The sequence below is a fragment of the Desulforhabdus amnigena genome (assembly GCF_027925305.1).
Classification (GTDB): Bacteria; Desulfobacterota; Syntrophobacteria; order Syntrophobacterales; family Syntrophobacteraceae; genus Desulforhabdus; species Desulforhabdus amnigena.
Genome location: NZ_BSDR01000001.1, coordinates 3,353,632 through 3,370,269 on the forward strand (window position 1 = coordinate 3,353,632; position 16,638 = coordinate 3,370,269).

At 51.9% G+C, this 16,638-nt stretch carries 8 protein-coding genes; 4 read left to right on the forward strand and 4 right to left on the reverse strand.

The annotated features are described in order from the left end of the window. Positions 1-327: 327 nt before the first annotated feature. Complete coding sequence (gene dnaN, locus QMG16_RS14305; RefSeq protein ID WP_281795286.1) at positions 328-1,437, reverse strand: DNA polymerase III subunit beta; 1,110 nt, start codon at positions 1,435-1,437, stop codon at positions 328-330. 698 nt (positions 1,438-2,135) lie between these two features. On the opposite strand from dnaN, the gene QMG16_RS14310 reads away from it, so the two are divergent. From QMG16_RS14310 to QMG16_RS14320, 3 genes are all read left to right on the forward strand, one after another. After that, the gene (locus QMG16_RS14310) at positions 2,136-3,899 is read left to right on the forward strand and encodes a formate--tetrahydrofolate ligase (protein WP_281795289.1); all 1,764 of its coding nucleotides are present in this window, start codon (positions 2,136-2,138) and stop codon (positions 3,897-3,899) included. Positions 3,900-3,992: 93 nt separating this feature from the next. Continuing rightward, positions 3,993-4,883, forward strand: coding sequence for a bifunctional 5,10-methylenetetrahydrofolate dehydrogenase/5,10-methenyltetrahydrofolate cyclohydrolase (locus tag QMG16_RS14315; RefSeq protein WP_281795291.1), 891 nt, complete (start codon positions 3,993-3,995; stop codon positions 4,881-4,883). Between the two features lie 478 nt (positions 4,884-5,361). Continuing rightward, a complete protein-coding gene (locus QMG16_RS14320; protein WP_281795293.1) occupies positions 5,362-7,713 on the forward strand; it encodes a methyl-accepting chemotaxis protein in 2,352 nt (783 codons plus the stop codon). Positions 7,714-7,876: 163 nt separating this feature from the next. Here the strand turns inward: QMG16_RS14320 and QMG16_RS14325 are convergent, their stop codons facing one another. Genes QMG16_RS14325 through QMG16_RS14335 form a run of 3 tightly spaced genes read right to left on the reverse strand, consistent with a single transcriptional unit; the run spans position 7,877 to position 12,695 of the window. Then, positions 7,877-8,263, reverse strand: a complete 387-nt coding sequence (locus QMG16_RS14325; RefSeq protein ID WP_281795295.1) for a YajD family HNH nuclease — start codon at positions 8,261-8,263, stop codon at positions 7,877-7,879. A 15-nt stretch (positions 8,264-8,278) separates the two neighbouring features. Then, positions 8,279-11,452, reverse strand: coding sequence for an efflux RND transporter permease subunit (locus QMG16_RS14330; protein WP_281795297.1), 3,174 nt, complete (start codon positions 11,450-11,452; stop codon positions 8,279-8,281). A 43-nt stretch (positions 11,453-11,495) separates the two neighbouring features. Next, positions 11,496-12,695, reverse strand: a complete 1,200-nt coding sequence (locus tag QMG16_RS14335; RefSeq protein ID WP_281795299.1) for an efflux RND transporter periplasmic adaptor subunit — start codon at positions 12,693-12,695, stop codon at positions 11,496-11,498. Between the two features lie 694 nt (positions 12,696-13,389). On the opposite strand from QMG16_RS14335, the gene QMG16_RS14340 reads away from it, so the two are divergent. Beyond that, complete coding sequence (locus tag QMG16_RS14340; protein ID WP_281795302.1) at positions 13,390-16,563, forward strand: cache domain-containing protein; 3,174 nt, start codon at positions 13,390-13,392, stop codon at positions 16,561-16,563. Positions 16,564-16,638 lie beyond the last annotated feature (75 nt).

The window sequence follows — 16,638 nt, forward strand, 5'->3', positions numbered from 1 at the left end:
TTTGAAACTCATAAATCTAACCTGTTTCCTGAATTTTTTCAATTCATTTTCGGCAAATACAAGCGAAACGGAAGGGTTGCACCGCCTGGAAAGAAGCGGAAAATGCATGGCGTGGAGTGAGAGGAGAAATACCGGCCGGGCTCAAGGGAAAAAGAGGAAAAATCACGAAAAATTATATACTTCAAAGATATAAGTAATAGTTACAGATCCATTCCTGATTTTGTAAGGATCTTTCGGACTCCGCCAGCGCATGGACGTCGGATCCGGAAGATGGTGAGAACTTCCCTGCCATATCACAACATATGCTCGCAACGAACACAGCATACATCAAACCACCATGGGCATGATCAGGCTGAGATAGGCGGTATCTTCGGAGCTCAAAAAGACCCCTCCGTGAAACTGATCGACCCATTCGAAGCGCACCTGAGGACTCTCTATGGTTTGTACCGTATCCATCACGTATTTTATGTTGAAAGCGACGGTGAAGCTTTCGCCTTCATACTCGATATCCAGAGTGTCTTGAGCCCTCCCCATCTCGGGATTTCCCGCCTCCAACTCCAAGATGCCGGAAGATATAATGAAGCGCACATGGCGCCATTTCTGGTTGGTGAGAACTGCCACGCGTTTCAAGGCGTGAAAGAAGGGCTCACGGTCCACCAGAAAAGAGAAAGGCCTTTCGTCGGGAATGATCAGTTGGTAGTCAGGAAACTCCATTTCAAGAAGTCGAATACTGAGCATGGTATTAGGGGTTTTCAACACCAGGCAGTTTTCATAGATGGCCATGGAGATTTCTTCTTCCTTTTCCAGGACCTTCAAAACCTCCTGCACCCCCTTGCGAGGGATGATAATTCCTCTCCCCAGTTCGAGTTGAGAAAAAGAATCTTCCCCTGTTTGATAGTAGGCCAGGCGATGGCCGTCGGAAGAGACAAATCGAAAAGAATTCGGTTCCACTGGATGCCAATAGAGGCCGGCGATGCTGAAAGGATCTTCTTCCACAGGCACGGCATAAAGGGTTTTGGTCAAAGAGGTCCTCAGCATGGAAGCATCGCATTGGGCAAAATCAATATCGCGATAAAAGTTCATGTGGGGAAAATCTTCGGAAGGAATGGTCGAAAGTTCAAAACGGGCGCGTCCGGATTGAATCAACAATTTATCGTTGGGGAGTTGCTCCAGAGAGATATTTTCATCAGGCAGCTCCCTGACGATCTCGAGAAGTTTGCGTGCAGATACGGTAGTACTGCCCGGCAAATCTACCCGGGATTCCATTTGCGTCCAAAGACTCAATTCCAGATCCGTAGCAGAGAATTCAATGACCTGACGATCGGATGCCGTCAGCAATGTGTTGAATAAAATGGGCATATTGGTCTTTTTTTCGGTAATGCTTTGTACCTTCTGCAAAACTTGCGTTAGAATTCCCTTGCTTACCTGGACTTTCATTCTTCAGCCCTCAACGCTTGCCGGAAGTGTTTTTATTAAGAGTTTTTTTCTATATAAAGGATCATCATCTTAATAAGAGCATGTTCAAATGTCAAAAAGTTTATTATCCTCTTGTTTTTACATATAATATTTCTGAACAATTCTTGAACAAAAACCGAACGGATTGGACAGTGAGTGTATTGTGCAATCGTTATTTGACATTCTCTCGACATGTTTTGAACAGTTTTTGAACATTCTTTCAACAGGGTTTTGAACAATAGCCCTTTGTCTCCCTTTCTTTTCCCCAATGATGGAAATTTTCTTTACAGGTGATACATTGGGACCGCTTGCACTTTTCTTTTCTTCTTGACAAGGATTCACATTTTATCTAGGTTGGAAGCACTTGTGAAAAGTAGTATTCTCCAATCTTCCAGTGCAAAGCTCGAGCAGCATTCTTTCCAAACGGACAACTCGTCATAGAAGAGCAAGCGGGGAGCGGTATTCGCGCTTATCCAGTTGTCCTTTCTCTCGACTCCAATCTTTGTCGTTCGTTTTTAAAATTCCTTTTTTCTTGGTCATATATTTCACAATTTATGGATCCTAAAGGCAAAAGGGAGGTGAAACGAAGTACGTTCTGCTGGTTCTGTTCTTTCTTAGATGGCGATGAGAACACGTTGTGCTTAACCGGGGACTAAAATGAAAGCAGGTGGAGGACAAAAATGCCCTACGATGCAACTAAGCTGAAAGATTGGCAAATTTCTGAAGAAGCTGAAAAAAATATGCCCACTCCTTGGGATTGGCAGGAAAAGCTGGGATTGCAGAAAGATGAAATCCTTCCCATGGGCAGACTGTGCAAACTCGACTTCATGAAGATCATTGATCGCCTGAAAGACCGTCCCGATGGAAAATATATCGAAGTAACCGCCATCACCCCGACCCCCCTCGGGGAAGGAAAAAGTACGACTTCGTGCGGCCTCATGGAAGGCCTTGGCAAGCGCGGCGTGAATGTCGGTGGAGCCCTGCGGCAACCCTCCGGCGGCCCCACCATGAATGTTAAAGGCACCGCCGCCGGTGGCGGAAACTCCCTCCTGATCCCCATGACCGAGTTTTCCATGGGGCTCACCGGCGACATCAACGACATCATGAATGCCCACAACCTGGCGATGGTCGCTCTGACCGCCCGTATGCAGCATGAACGCAACTACAACGATGAACAGCTGGCCCGCCTGACGGGAATGCGCCGCCTGAACGTGGATCCCACCCGCGTTGAAATGGGCTGGATCATCGATTTTTGCGCGCAGTCTCTGCGCAACATCATCATCGGCATCGGGGGACGCACCGACGGCTTCATGATGCAGTCCAAATTCGGCATTGCGGTCAGTTCCGAATTGATGGCCATGCTCGCCATTGTAAGGGATCTTGCCGACATGAGGGAGCGCATGGATCAGATTACGGTGGCCTTTGACAAGAGCGGTAAGCCCGTTACCACGGGCGACCTCGAAGTCGGCGGCGCCATGACCGCGTTCATGAGAAACACCATCAATCCGACCCTCATGTGTACGGCCGAATATCAGCCCTGCATGGTACACGCCGGTCCCTTTGCCAACATTGCCGTAGGCCAGTCTTCCATCATTGCCGACCGTATCGGTCTCAAGATGTTCGATTACCATGTCACGGAAAGCGGTTTTGCCGCCGATATCGGTTTCGAAAAATTCTGGAACGTCAAATGCCGCTTCAGCGGGCTCAAACCCCACGTTTCCGTTCTCACCACGACCATTCGTGCTCTCAAGATGCACGGCGGCGGACCCAAGGTGGTTGCCGGTATCGCCCTGCCCGAAGAATACACCAAGGAAAACGTTGGACTGGTGGAAAAGGGCATCCCCAACATGGTCCACTGCATCAATATCATCCGCAAGGCCGGCATCAATCCCGTGGTTTGCCTCAATGCCTTCCATACGGATACCAAGGCCGAAATCGCCCTGGTGCGTGAGCATGCAGAAGCTGCGGGCGCCCGCTTCGCCGTTTCCGAACACTGGGCCAAGGGTGGCGAAGGCGCTCTGGAATTTGCCGATGCCGTCATGGATGCCTGTAAAGAAGAAAATCAGTTCAAGTTCCTCTATCCCATCGAGATGAAGCTCAGGGATCGCGTGGCCCTGGTCGCCAAGGAAGTGTACGGAGCCGATGGTGTATCCTGGACCCCCGAAGCCGAAGCCAAGGCGAAAATGCTGGAAGCCGATCCCAAGTACAACGACTATGCCACCATGATGGTGAAGACTCATTTGAGCCTCAGCCATGATCCCACTCTCAAAGGGGTTCCCAAAGGCTGGGTTCTCCCCATTCGCGATGTCTTGATCTACTCGGGGGCCAAGTTTCTCTGTCCTTGTGCCGGCACCATCAGTCTGATGCCTGGAACTTCTTCCAACCCGGCTTTCCGCCGCATCGACGTGGATCCCAAGACGGGTAAGGTCAGTGGATTGTTCTAAAGGCGTCATCATTCTGTAGAACTTCATTTTGAAACAAAACATCAGGGGGCAGGACAGAGACTCTCCTGTTCCCTTTTTAAGGAGGAATCCCTTATGGCGGCCAAGTTACTGAAGGGTGCCGATGTGGCCAAGGAAATCCGCGAGGAACTCAAAGCCGAAGTCGAGGCCATGAAGGCGAAATATGGAGTCGTTCCCGGACTGGTAACGATCCTGGTGGGAGAAAATCCCGCATCTCAAAGCTATGTGCGGGCCAAGCAGAAAACGGCTCATGAACTGGGCTTTTATTCGGTTCAGGACAATCAGCCTGCCGATCTGTCCGAAGACAAGCTGCTGGCTCTTATCGATAAATACAACAAGGACCCCAAGATCGACGGTATTCTCGTTCAGTTGCCTCTTCCCAAGGGTGTCGATGAAAACAAGATCCTTCTCTCCATCGATCCGGGTAAAGACGTGGATGCCTTTCATCCGGTCAATGTAGGCAAACTGATGATTGGCAAACCCGATTACCTGCCCTGTACTCCTGCCGGCATTCAGGAACTGCTGGTTCGTTCCGGGGCGCCGATTGAAGGTGCCGAAGTGGTTGTCGTGGGACGGTCCAACATTGTCGGCAAGCCCATTGCCATGATGCTCATGCAAAAGGGAAAAGGCGCTAACGCCACGGTCACCGTTTGCCACACCCGCACCAAGGACGTTAAATTTCACACCAAACGTGCCGATATTCTCATCGTGGCTGCGGGCGTCACGGAATATGTGACGGGAGATATGATCAAACCCGGCGCTGTGGTCATCGATGTGGGGGTGAATGAAGTGGGCAAGACGGCTGATGGAAAACGCATTCTCAAAGGGGATGTGGCCTTCGAAGCGGCTTCGGAAGTCGCGAGTGCCATTACCCCCGTTCCCGGAGGTGTGGGACCCATGACCATCACCATGCTCATGAAAAACACGGTACGCGCCTGCAAGGTGCACAACAATATCAAGGATTAAAAATAGATCCATCTTGATGGACCGAACAAAAACCCCGCGGATCCTTTGATCCGCGGGGTTTTCATTTTTGACTCAACTCTTGATGGTCTCGCAAAAAGCCCCGAAAAGCGTTGTTTCGTCATTCCGGCGAAAGCCGGAATCCAGTATTTTTAGTGTCTTACAAAATTCCTGGACCCCGGTTTTCACCGGGGTGACGACTTTTTATGAATTCATCAACTCGTACTTTCCCATAACTTCCCCCACCTTGATTCAACCGGCCCAAAGAATTCCAAAGTGAATGGATTTACCTGATCCCTCTACTCATTTTGCACTCAAGGTCAAGTTTTAATATGCCGATAATTATGGCTGTGTCTACCTTGTTACCCTGGTTAACCTGAGATGTAAGTGTTAGACGGTTTTTCAGAGCTGCAAGAGAAAAAAACATTTCACCGCCTTTGCAAGAGGCAGTTCACTTCAATTTGAAAGGAATGTTGAAACCATGAACAGATCGAAAGTCGGAATCGGTTTTAAAATCTTTGTGGGCTTTGTTGCACTGGTACTCGTCGGTATCGGCATTGGAAGCTCGGGACTTTTTTCTCTCAATCGGGTCATCAAGGCTTCGGATCTGGAAAGTAAGGCCAATGAAGTGAAGATCAAGATTCTCGACGCGAGGAGGTTTGAGAAGAATTATATCATTCGAAAAGACGACGAATCCTACAACAACCTGACTAAAACCCTGGATGAACTCGACCGGACGGCCACGGAGCTCAAGTCCCTAATGGGCTCGAATACGGCAGAAGATGAACAGATCCTCGAAGCGGGGAAAATATACAAGAGCGCGGCCCAGGAATTGAAGCGGCTGGAACAGGACGATGCCGCCATCCTGAAAGATCTCATAAAGACCGCCGGAGTCATTCGAACACTCTCGCAAAACGAGTCGGAAAAACAAGTGACGAAAACCAAAGAGATCATTCTGGATGCCAATGCAAAGACTCTAAAGGCGGAAGCTCTCAAAAGGGTGAAAGACGTTGTGGCCGTGGCTTACGATGTCCTGAAGTTCTATAATGAAAGGTCGATGCCGAAGGATGCGGCCTTGGAGGTTCTGCGCAATATGCATTTCGACGGCGATAACTACTTTTTTCTTGTTCAGGAAGACCTTACGCTGGTAGCTCACGGAGCGGATACCAAACTGGAGGGAATGGATTTCGGCAAAATTCAGGATAAAAAAACCGGGAAGACCTTTATGAAGGATGTGGTGGGGGACGCCATAAAAAATGGAGACTCCTTCACCGAGTATTTCTGGACGAAACCCGGGAAGGGAGATGCGATTTTTCCGAAAATAACCTACGCCAAATATTATAAACCCTGGGGGCTGGTCGTTTGCGCCGGGGCCTATACGGAGGATATCGAAGCCGAAGTCGTCAAGACCGGTAAAATGCTCGAAGACGGTCTTTCAAAACTCCAAGAAGCGGAAGCGATCGACAGTCTGACCCTGGAAGCGCGGCTCAATGCGAACCAATATTATGCTTTCAGGCAGGATCCAGAAAAAGTTGGGGAAAGTCTCACCAAACTGAAAGGGCTGGCTAGTGTAACGGACGAAATAAAAAAACTGGCCGAATCTTATCTTTCAGGGTTCAACCAGTGCGTGAAAAACAATGAAAAGCGCACTCAGGCGATCGCTGAGATTATCGAAGCAGCGAGAAAGGTCTTGAGCAACACCGAAAAAATCGAAATGAGCGCCGTGGAAAAACTGGAGAAAAGCACTTCGGCGGAAAAAATGCTCATGATCCTCTTCATGGTAATCGGTGCTGCGGGAGGTTTGATCCTCGCCTTTTTCCTCACGAGGAGCATCACCAAACCGGTCAATCGTGCCATCGAGGGATTGCAGGAGGCCGCTGAACAGGTGGCCACCGCTGCGGGCCAGGTCTCCTCATCCAGCCAGCAGCTCGCGGAGGGATCCTCGGAACAGGCGGCAGCCATCGAAGAGACATCCTCCTCTCTCGAGGAGATGTCTTCCATGACCCGGCAGAACGCAGAGAATGCGGGGCAGGCCAATATCCTCATGGGTGAAGCGAAGAGTGTGATCGTTCAGGCAAATGCATCCATGGAGCGGTTGACCCATTCCATGGGGGAAATATCTTCCGCCAGTGAGGAAACGCAAAAAATCATCAAGACGATCGATGAAATCGCTTTTCAAACGAACCTCCTGGCGCTCAACGCCGCCGTGGAAGCGGCTCGTGCGGGAGAAGCCGGTGCGGGTTTTGCCGTGGTGGCGGATGAAGTGAGAAGCCTGGCTTTGCGTGCGGCGGACGCCGCAAAAAATACAGCGGACCTGATCGAGGGGACAGTGAAGACCGTTAAAGGAGGCACGGAGCTGGTGGGAAAAACCAGCATCGAATTCAATGAAGTGGCAAATACGGTTTCACGGGCGGGTGAACTGGTGGAAGAAATTGCCGCCGCGTCCAACGAGCAGGCTCAAGGGATCAGCCAGGTCAACCAGGCCGTATCCCAGATGGACAAGGTCGTTCAGCAGAATGCGGCCACCGCCGAAGAATCCGCTTCGGCCTCCGAAGAGATGAGTGCACAGGCGGAGCACATGAAAGAATATGTCATGGAGCTGGTCAGACTCACAGGAGCAGACATCAAAGAGGGAAGCATCGGAAAAAGATCCTTTAAATCTAAACTGTCGTCTTTGACGGCTAAAACTGTTGCAGCCAGGACATCGCATACACATGCAGGCAATGGGAACGGCAGGAGGGACGGGAACGGAAAAGCCCACCCCACCCAGACCGGCCGAGGAAAGCCCGAGGAATTGATCCCCTTCGACGAAGAAGATTTTTCCAATTTTTAGTGAGTTTTTAGGGAGTGAGTCGCTGTTAAAATCCCCATTTACCACGGAGGCACAGAGATCACAGAGCAATTCCATAGGAATTCCAGAATATTCTCTGTGCCCTCCGTGTTCTCCGTGGTGAATAACGGCGTATTGGAATCCGCCAACTCCCTTGTGGGAAGGGTTATTTTTTTTGCTTCAGCAAGGCTTCGAGACCGGCGAATGCCTTGTAGGTGGTGGTCGGCTTTTTCTCCTCATCTCCCGGCGTCGGTGCATCGTAATACTCCGAGTTCAGATCCCGGGAGTGCTCATTGTCGTGACAATAGAGGCAGAGGAGCTCCCAGTTGCTGCCGTCGGGCGGGTTGTTGTCGTGATTGTGGTCTTTGTGGTGTACCGTGAGCTCGCGAAGCTTCTTGCCCGAGAATTCCCTCCCGCATCGCGCACAGATGGGCGGGAAAATCTTCATCGCCTGCTCGCGGTAACTCTTTTCCCGGCGCTCCCGGTTGCGCAGGGCCTCCGCAATGACCTCGTCCAGATTGCTCCCTTCGGTTGATGTTTTTTTCTGTGGCATATTCAGTTCCTCCAGTTACTTGATCCCGGTTTCTTTAGACGCTAAATCCTCCTCGTCCTCTGTGTCCCCTTTGCCTTTCCGCCGAATCCACCATTCGCTCAACTGCTGAAGGATCACGAAAAATACGGGAACGAAAAGGACCGTCAGCAAGGTGGAGGCGAACATGCCGCCCATGACCGCCGTTCCCAGCACCCGACGACTGGCAGCACCGGCTCCGGTGGCCAGCGTCAGCGGCAACACTCCTAAAATGAATGCAAAGGACGTCATGAGAATCGGCCTGAGCCTTCGACGTGCCGCTTCGATGGCTGAATCCGTAATGGAATGCCCGGCGGCGCGCATGTCTCTCGCAAAATCGACAATCAAGATAGCGTTTTTACTGGACAAAGCAATGAGCAACACGATTCCGATCTGGGTATAGATATCGTTGCTGTACCCACGTGCCGCCAGAGCCAGTACGGTCCCAAGCATCGCAAGGGGCACGGCCAGAATGACGGCGGCGGGGCTGGCCCAGCTTTCATACTGTGCGGACAGTACCAGGAACACAAACAGCACCGACAGCACAAAAACGATGATGGCCTGGTTACCCACCAGTTTTTCCTGATAGGATTGGCCCGTCCATTCAAAACCCATGTCCGGAGGCAGCTTTTCCGACGCCATCTGTTCCATGAGCTCGAGAGCTTCGCCGGAGCTGAACCCGGGGGCCGCCTGACCGCTGATGACCGCAGCAGGGTAAAGATTGTAAAGGGTGACCAGGAACGGCGTGTTGGCATACTCCACATCGATCAGAGTGCCGAGGGGCACCATTTCGTTCCTGCTGTTGCGTGCGTAGAGGCGGCGAATGTCTTCCGGCTGCATGCGGTATGGGCGGTCGGCCTGGACGTACACCTGGAAGGTCCGTCCGAATTTATTGAACTGGTTCACAAAGAAGGAACCGAGATAGGACTGGAGTGTACCGAAGACGTCACTTACCGGTACATCGAGGGTTTCCGCCTTGGTCCGATCCACACGAGCGAGAATCTGCGGAACATTAGGGCTGAAGGATGTGGCCATGCGGGTCAACCCCGATTGAGAGTTGCCGTCGCGAATGATCTCGTTCACCATCTGTCCGAGCTTTTGAAAGTCGAAGTCGCCCCCGCGAAGCTCCAACTGCATCTGAAATCCCCCCGCAACGCCCAAACCCTGGATGGCCGGAGGCATGAACACGAAAACAAAAGCATCCTTGATTTTGGATACCTTTTTCTGCAGTTGATCCGCAATGCGTTCGGCGCTTTGACTGCTGTCGCGTTCGTCCCAATCTTTGAGTGGAATGAAAGTTACGGCGGCATTGGGGAGGCTCGAAAAATTGTCGAGAATGGAAACCCCGCCGATGGTGACCCAGTCCGCCACCCCAGGAGTGCTGCCGAGGATTTCATTCAGTTGCTTCGTGACCTTGTAGGTGCGTTCCAGGGATGCCGCGTCAGGAAGAAGCGTTCCGGCGATGAGGTATCCCTGATCTTCCATGGGTAAAAAACCGCGGGGCAGTTGGGTGAATCTCCAGCCGGTAAAAGCGATCAATGCAATAAATACCAGAATCATTGGAAAGCAATGCTTCACCATCCATCCCACTACACGGGTGTAAAGCTTTTCTCCTATTCCGTACACGTAGTTGAAAGTGCGAAAAAATATGTTGAGCCTGGCTTTCTGGGGCCGCAGATAGACGGCGCACTGTGCGGGTTTCAGAGTGAGAGCGTTGATGGCGCTGATGAAAGCGGTGGAAGCTATGACCAGTGCGAACTGGCGATAGAGCTGTCCGGTGACTCCTGGAATGAACGCTGCCGGCAGGAACACGGACATGAGCACGAAGGTGATGCCAAGAATAGGGCCTGCCAGTTCCCTCATGGCCTCGATGGTCGCGCCCTTGGGCCGCATTCCCTGTTCGATGTGGTGGGCGGCCCCTTCCACGATGACGATGGCGTCGTCCACGACGATCCCGATGGCGAGCACCAGCGCGAACAGTGTGATCATGTTGATGGTGAAACCCAGCGCCGCCATGGCAATGAAGGCGCCGATGATGGTCACCGGCACTGTGGTGGCTGGAACCAGCATGGCGCGCCAATCCTGCAAAAAGACCATGATGACGAGAAGCACCAGGAGCGCGGCTTCCAGAAGAGTCTTATACACTTCGTCAATGGACGACTTGACGAATTTGGTCGTATCGAAGGGTATATCATACTGCATTCCTTGCGGAAAACTCCGGCTGAGGGAATCCATGGTGTTGCGCACTTCCCGGGCGACATCGAGAGCGTTGGCTCCAGGAAGCTGGTAGATGGCGATGCCGGCAGAGGGCTTGCCTCCCTTTTCGGAGAACTGGCTGTAGGTCTGAGCGCCGAGTTCCACTCGAGCGATATCCTTGATGCGTACGATGCGCGCCGATTCTCCCGTTTCCGATTTGACGATGATATTTTCGAATTCTTCGACTTCCTGTAACCGTCCGCCCACACTGATGGTGAACTGAAAGGCCTGATTGGGCGACGCCGGGGGACTGCCGATCTGGCCTGCCGGCACCTGGATGTTTTGCCCTTGAATGGCTCGAATGACATCTCCTGGAGTGAGGTTGAGGTTTTGCAGGGCGTTGGGATTCAGCCAGACGCGCATGCTGTAAGAGCCGATGCCGAAGATGAAGACATCTCCCACGCCGGGCGTCCGGGCAAGGACGTCTTTGAGGTGAATGAGCGCATAGTTGCTGAGAAATAGGCTGTCGTAGCGGTTGTCCGGCGAGGTGAGTGTGATCACCTGCAGAATGGAGGTGGATACTTTGCGTGTGGTGACGCCCTGCTTCTGAACTTCCTGGGGCAGGAAGGGCGTAGCCGTAGAGACGCGGTTTTGTACCTGCACCTGGGCCATATCCAGGTCGGTGCCGATCTGAAAGGTCACCACCAGTTTGTAGGAGCCGTCGCCGGAGCTCGTGGATTGCATGTAGAGCATATTTTCGACGCCGTTGACCTGCTGTTCGATGGGCAGGGCCACTGTGTCGACGATGGTTCTGGCGCTGGCTCCCGGATAAATCGTGCTCACCTGCACCGTGGGCGGTGTGATCTCGGGATAGCGCGTCACTGGAAGCCGCAAAAGGGCCACTACACCCAGGATCATGGTGAGGATGGCGATCACATTTGCAAATATGGGGCGTTCAATGAAAAACGAGGATATCATCTAATGATCTCCGTGTCTCCGCGGTTAATGTGACAATGTCGCATTAAGAGGCATCCTCTTTCTTTTCCGTCTGCTTTTCGTTGCTGGATTCCACAGGCGTCACCTTGGCCCCGGGCCGCGCTCTCTGGGCGCCGTAAACCACCACTCGTTCCTCTTTTTTGAGACCCTCTTCAATCACCCGCAAATCATCTACCTGGCGCCCCAACTGGACGGTGCGCTGCTCCACGACATTTTCATTGTTCACCACCAGCACGTAGTGTCTTCCCTGATTGATGCCAAGCGCCACCTCCGGTATCAGAAGGGCTTTCTTATCTACGGCCACGGGTATTCGCACTGCGGCATACATGCCCGGCAGAAGAGCAGGGACATTGTTCATGACAGGATTGGGAAATACTCCACGCAGAAGGAGCGTGCCGGTGGTCTGGTCAACTTCAGTGGAGGCGAAATCGATGTATCCTTCGTACGGATAGCCTTTTTCCCCTTCAATACTGAGGAAAACGGGAACGGGCTTGTCCCTGCGGTTGGGTTCGCCGGCCTGCCAGGTTTGAGCCAGCAAGCGGGCCAGGTCGCGTTCGTTCAGAGTAAAATAGGCGTAAATGGGATCGAGCCGGTATAGGGTGGCAAGTTTCGTGGGACTTCCCGAGCCGACCAAGTTTCCGGGGTCTTCCAATCGTCTGCCGATACGTCCCTTAAAGGGTGCGGTGATTCTTGTGTAGCCGAGATTGATCTGCGCCAGTTTGAGGTTGGCCTGGGCCTGGTTGAGCGCTGCCTTGGCCGCATCGCTTTCCGACTGCCATTTTTCCACTTCCGACTGGGAAGTGGCGTTCTGTTTGATGAGGCGAAGCTGACGGGCGTATTCCTGTTGGGCGCGGTCCATGGTGGCCTTTTGTTGTTCCACGTTGGCCTGGGCCAGTTGTACTCTGGCTTCATACGGTTGCGGTTCGATCACGAAGAGCAACTGCCCTTTGTCCACCACGTCTCCGTCTTTGAATTCGATGCTCTTGAGAAAGCCTTCTACCCGCGCCACCAGGTCGACTTTCTCGTAGGCCTGAAGATTTCCCGTGAGATCCAGATATTCGGTGACGGCTTTCTGAATTGGCCGGGTGACATTGACCTCCGGGGGAGGAGGAGGAACATACTTATTTTCCTGGCTGCTGCACGCGGCAACCAACAGCACAAGGGAGATCAGCCAGGCCCACGCCGCAAGGGACGTCGAAAACTCATGCCGGATTCTGTTTGTCATGCACATCGCTTAAGATCTCCTAACCGTCAGGTGTCTGCGACAAAACATCGAAGGGATTTACAGGGGACGTTGGAACTTCCGCCTGGCCCAGGGGGACCTGCCCTGTGGGCTTGCTCCGCCATGATTTCTTGAGCTTTGGAAGGAATAAAATCGGGTTCTTCGTGGATATCACCACCGCTGCCCGCTGTGTAGTAGAGGTGGATTGATCGCCGAAGAACATAACATCGGGCAGCGGTGGGAGCATCTCCCCTCAGTGCAGTATGTTCAACAAGTTGTTTATACACTTTTAAGTGCTTCTGCAACAGGGATCAAACAACATCGACCTGTTCCCAATGAGCCAAAGCTCCTCAAAAGGATCCAAATCACGATTTTTCCGGCCATCAGCAATTCTCATTTTGAAAAACCTATACCCCCCTGCCCCCCTCGAGAGGGGAATTTTTAGGCTAAAGTCCCCCTTTGAAGGGGGATTGAGAGGGATGTCGGAAATGCGAATATCATGAGAGCCATCCAAAATAAGAATTGCTGCCCGGCCATGGTTCCAGGTTGAAAGTGACGTGCAAATGAAATAATTAAGGCTTTTTGTGCTTTCATCCGATACTGGGTAAGTTACTGAGAGAATCTATTCACATGGGTTGATATCTGTTCCAAACCATCACCATTAGTAGAGCGTTACAGATCAGATTGGGTTTCCATTATGAAATTGAGAAATAAGACCTCTTTACTTCTTGCCGTTATCATCCTGACAGTTCTCAGCGCTATGGGCTTTTTTTACCTTCGCTTTCTGGAGAAGGCTATCGAGAGCTCCATCTTCGCCGGCCTCAGTGGTGTTTCCAGCACCTCTGCCGAAGCCGTGTCAAAATTTCTGCAAGTCAATCTTCGGGATGCTCAGGTGATTGCTTCCGGCATTCCCAAAGGTATTCTGGAAAAACAGGACAAAAAAGGGATGCAGGAATATCTGCGGGAAGTGATGGAGGTCTACCCTCAGTTCAGCAATGGAATTTTTATTCTTGACTCTAAAGGAACACATTGGGCCGATTACCCTCCCCACCCTGAATTGTACGGTATGTCCCGATCCTTTCAGGAATACTTTATTCGCACCATGCAGGAGCAAAAGGGGGTGGTTTGTCCTTACCGGTCAGGAAGGACGGGGGAACCCGTCCTGACTTTCACTGCCCTCCTGAGAGGGGCTAAAAATGAAGTATTGGGCATGGTGGGATGTTCCGTGCAGCTTTTGCATCCCGATGCACTGGAAGGAATTCGAAAAACGAAAATCGGTAACTCCGGATATATCTATATCTTCGATACTTCCAGGCTGATGATCCTGCATCCCGATAAGAAGAGAATACTTCAAAGAGATGTGCCTACCGGTCGAAACCGGCTTTTTGACAGGGCCATCGAAGGATTCGAAGGAGTGGGGGAGACCATCAATTCCCGCGGAACGGAAATGCTGCTTTCCGTCCAGCATATCCCCGGGTCGAACTGGATCATTGGAGCGCAGCAACTTAGAACGGAGGCTTTCGCTCCCATTCGGCAGGCCCGCTTTCTGATTCTCATCAGTATTCTTTTTGCCGTAGCGACTGCGGTGGGGATCGGTTTCCTGGCGGTGCGGAGAATCACGGCTCCCCTCGAGAAACTCAGAGGGGCAGCGATGCAGTTAGGGCAGGAAGCCCAGTTCGCCTCTTCAGAGTCCCAAAAAATACATGGAAATTTTGTGGAAGAACTGAACCGTATCGAAATGAAAGATGAAGTCGGAGAACTGGCGCGCGTCTTTCTGGAGATGTTCCAAAAACTGGATCAGAGTTTCGCGCAGCTCAGGAATTCGGCAAGGGATTTGCGGCACCAAAACGAATACCTGGAGGCCATACATGAAACCTCGCTTGGGTTGCTCAGGCGGTTGGATGTGAGCGACCTGCTCGAGGCCATTTTAATCAGGGCGGGGGCTCTCGTTGGATGCCCCAATGGATATCTCTGCCTGTATCAGGCAGAGGGAAATTTCCTGGAAATGCAAGTGGGTATCGGCGTATATGAAAAAAGCGTAGGTTTCCGGTTAACCCCGGGGGAGGGTTTATGTGGAAAGGTGTGGCAAACCGGCCGGCCCATGGTGCTGGAAGATTACAAGAAATGGCCGGCACGACTGCCCGACAGTGCGTTCGATGAACTGCGGGCGGTTGTGGGGATACCGCTCAAGTCGGAAACACAGGTCTTGGGTGTCATAGGACTTGCCCATGTTGAAGAAGAGAGGCGGTTTAGGGAAGAAGAGGTCCTCCTGCTCAGCCGATTTGCCGAACTGGCCTCCATCGCTCTCGATAATGCCAGGCTTTACGCTGAACTGCAAAAAGAGCTCGATGAGCGCAAAAAGATGGAGAGGGCTCTCAAAGAATCCCATGAAAGATTCGTGACAGTGCTGGACGGCATGGATGCGGATATTTATGTCGCTGACATGAAATCTCATGAAATCCTTTTTATGAATAAACATATGGCGCGAACCTTCGGTGAAAATCTCGTGGGAAAGATTTGCTGGCAAGTCTTCCGCGGAGAATCGAGCCCGTGCCGACACTGCACCAACGACCGATTGATGAACGACGCTGAACATCCTGCAGGTGTGTGCGTATGGGAATCCCAGAATCCTGTTACCGGCAACTGGTATCTCAACTATGACCGTGCCATCAAATGGGTGGATGGACGTTTTGTGCGCCTGCAGGTTGCTACGAACATCAATGAACGCAAAAAAATGGAAGAAGAGAGCCTGAAGTCCCAGAAACTTGAATCCCTGGGGGTGCTCGCAGGGGGGATCGCTCATGACTTCAACAACCTCCTCACTGCCGTGACGGGTAATATCTCTCTTGCAAAAACATATGCTCCCCTGGATACACCCTTGATGGAGCGGCTGGAAGAGGCGGAAAAGGCATCCGTGCGGGCAAAAGATCTCACTTTTCAGCTGCTGACTTTCGCCAAGGGGGGGGCTCCCGTCAAGCAGGTCACTTCCCTCAAGGGAGTGATCGAGGATTCCTGCCGGTTTGCACTCCCGGGATCGAAGTGCAAATGTCTGATCGATGTTCCAGAGGACCTGTGGTTAGTGGATGCGGATGCCGGGCAGATTTCTCAGGTGCTCCACAATCTTTTGCTGAATTCGGAGCAGGCCATGCCGGGCGGCGGGAATATAGAGGTGAAGGCTCAAAACGTTACTCTCGATGCGTCTCGGGATCTGTCTCTACCTCCCGGAGACTACGTGAACATTTCCGTTTCGGATAATGGGGCCGGAATTGAAAAAGAACACCTCTCCAAGATATTCGACCCCTATTTTACCACTAAACTTCATGGAAACGGGCTCGGCCTCGCTACGGTCTACTCTATTGTCAAGAAGCATGAGGGGCATATTACCGTTCAATCCCAAAGGGATATCGGTACAACTTTTAGCGTTTTTTTGCCTGCTTCCAAAGAGCACGGGCATGAGAGGAAGAAGGTGCAAAATGCGGGACTTACAGGGGGACAAGGCCGGATATTGCTGATGGATGATGAAGAGATTGTAAGGGACGTGACCAGTCTCATGCTTCGGTCCATGGGGTATGAAGTGGAGCATGCGGAAGACGGTGAGGAAAGTATCCGCATGTTCAAAGCCGCTATCGAATCAGGAAAACCCTTCGATTCCGTAATCATGGACCTTACGATTCCCGGAGGGATGGGAGGCAGGGAAGCCGTCGCGGAGCTTCTTAAAATCGATCCTTCCATAAAGGTCATTGTTGCGAGCGGTTATTCCAATGATCCCGTGATGGCCAGTTACCGGGAATACGGCTTCAGTGGTGTGTTGGGGAAGCCTTTTCGCATTGAGGAATTGAGCGAGATATTGCACCGGGTCATGAGTGCTTAGGGAGTTGGCGGATTCCCAATATCCCGTTATTCACCACGGAGACACGGAGGGCACGGAGAAGATTTTGGAATTTTT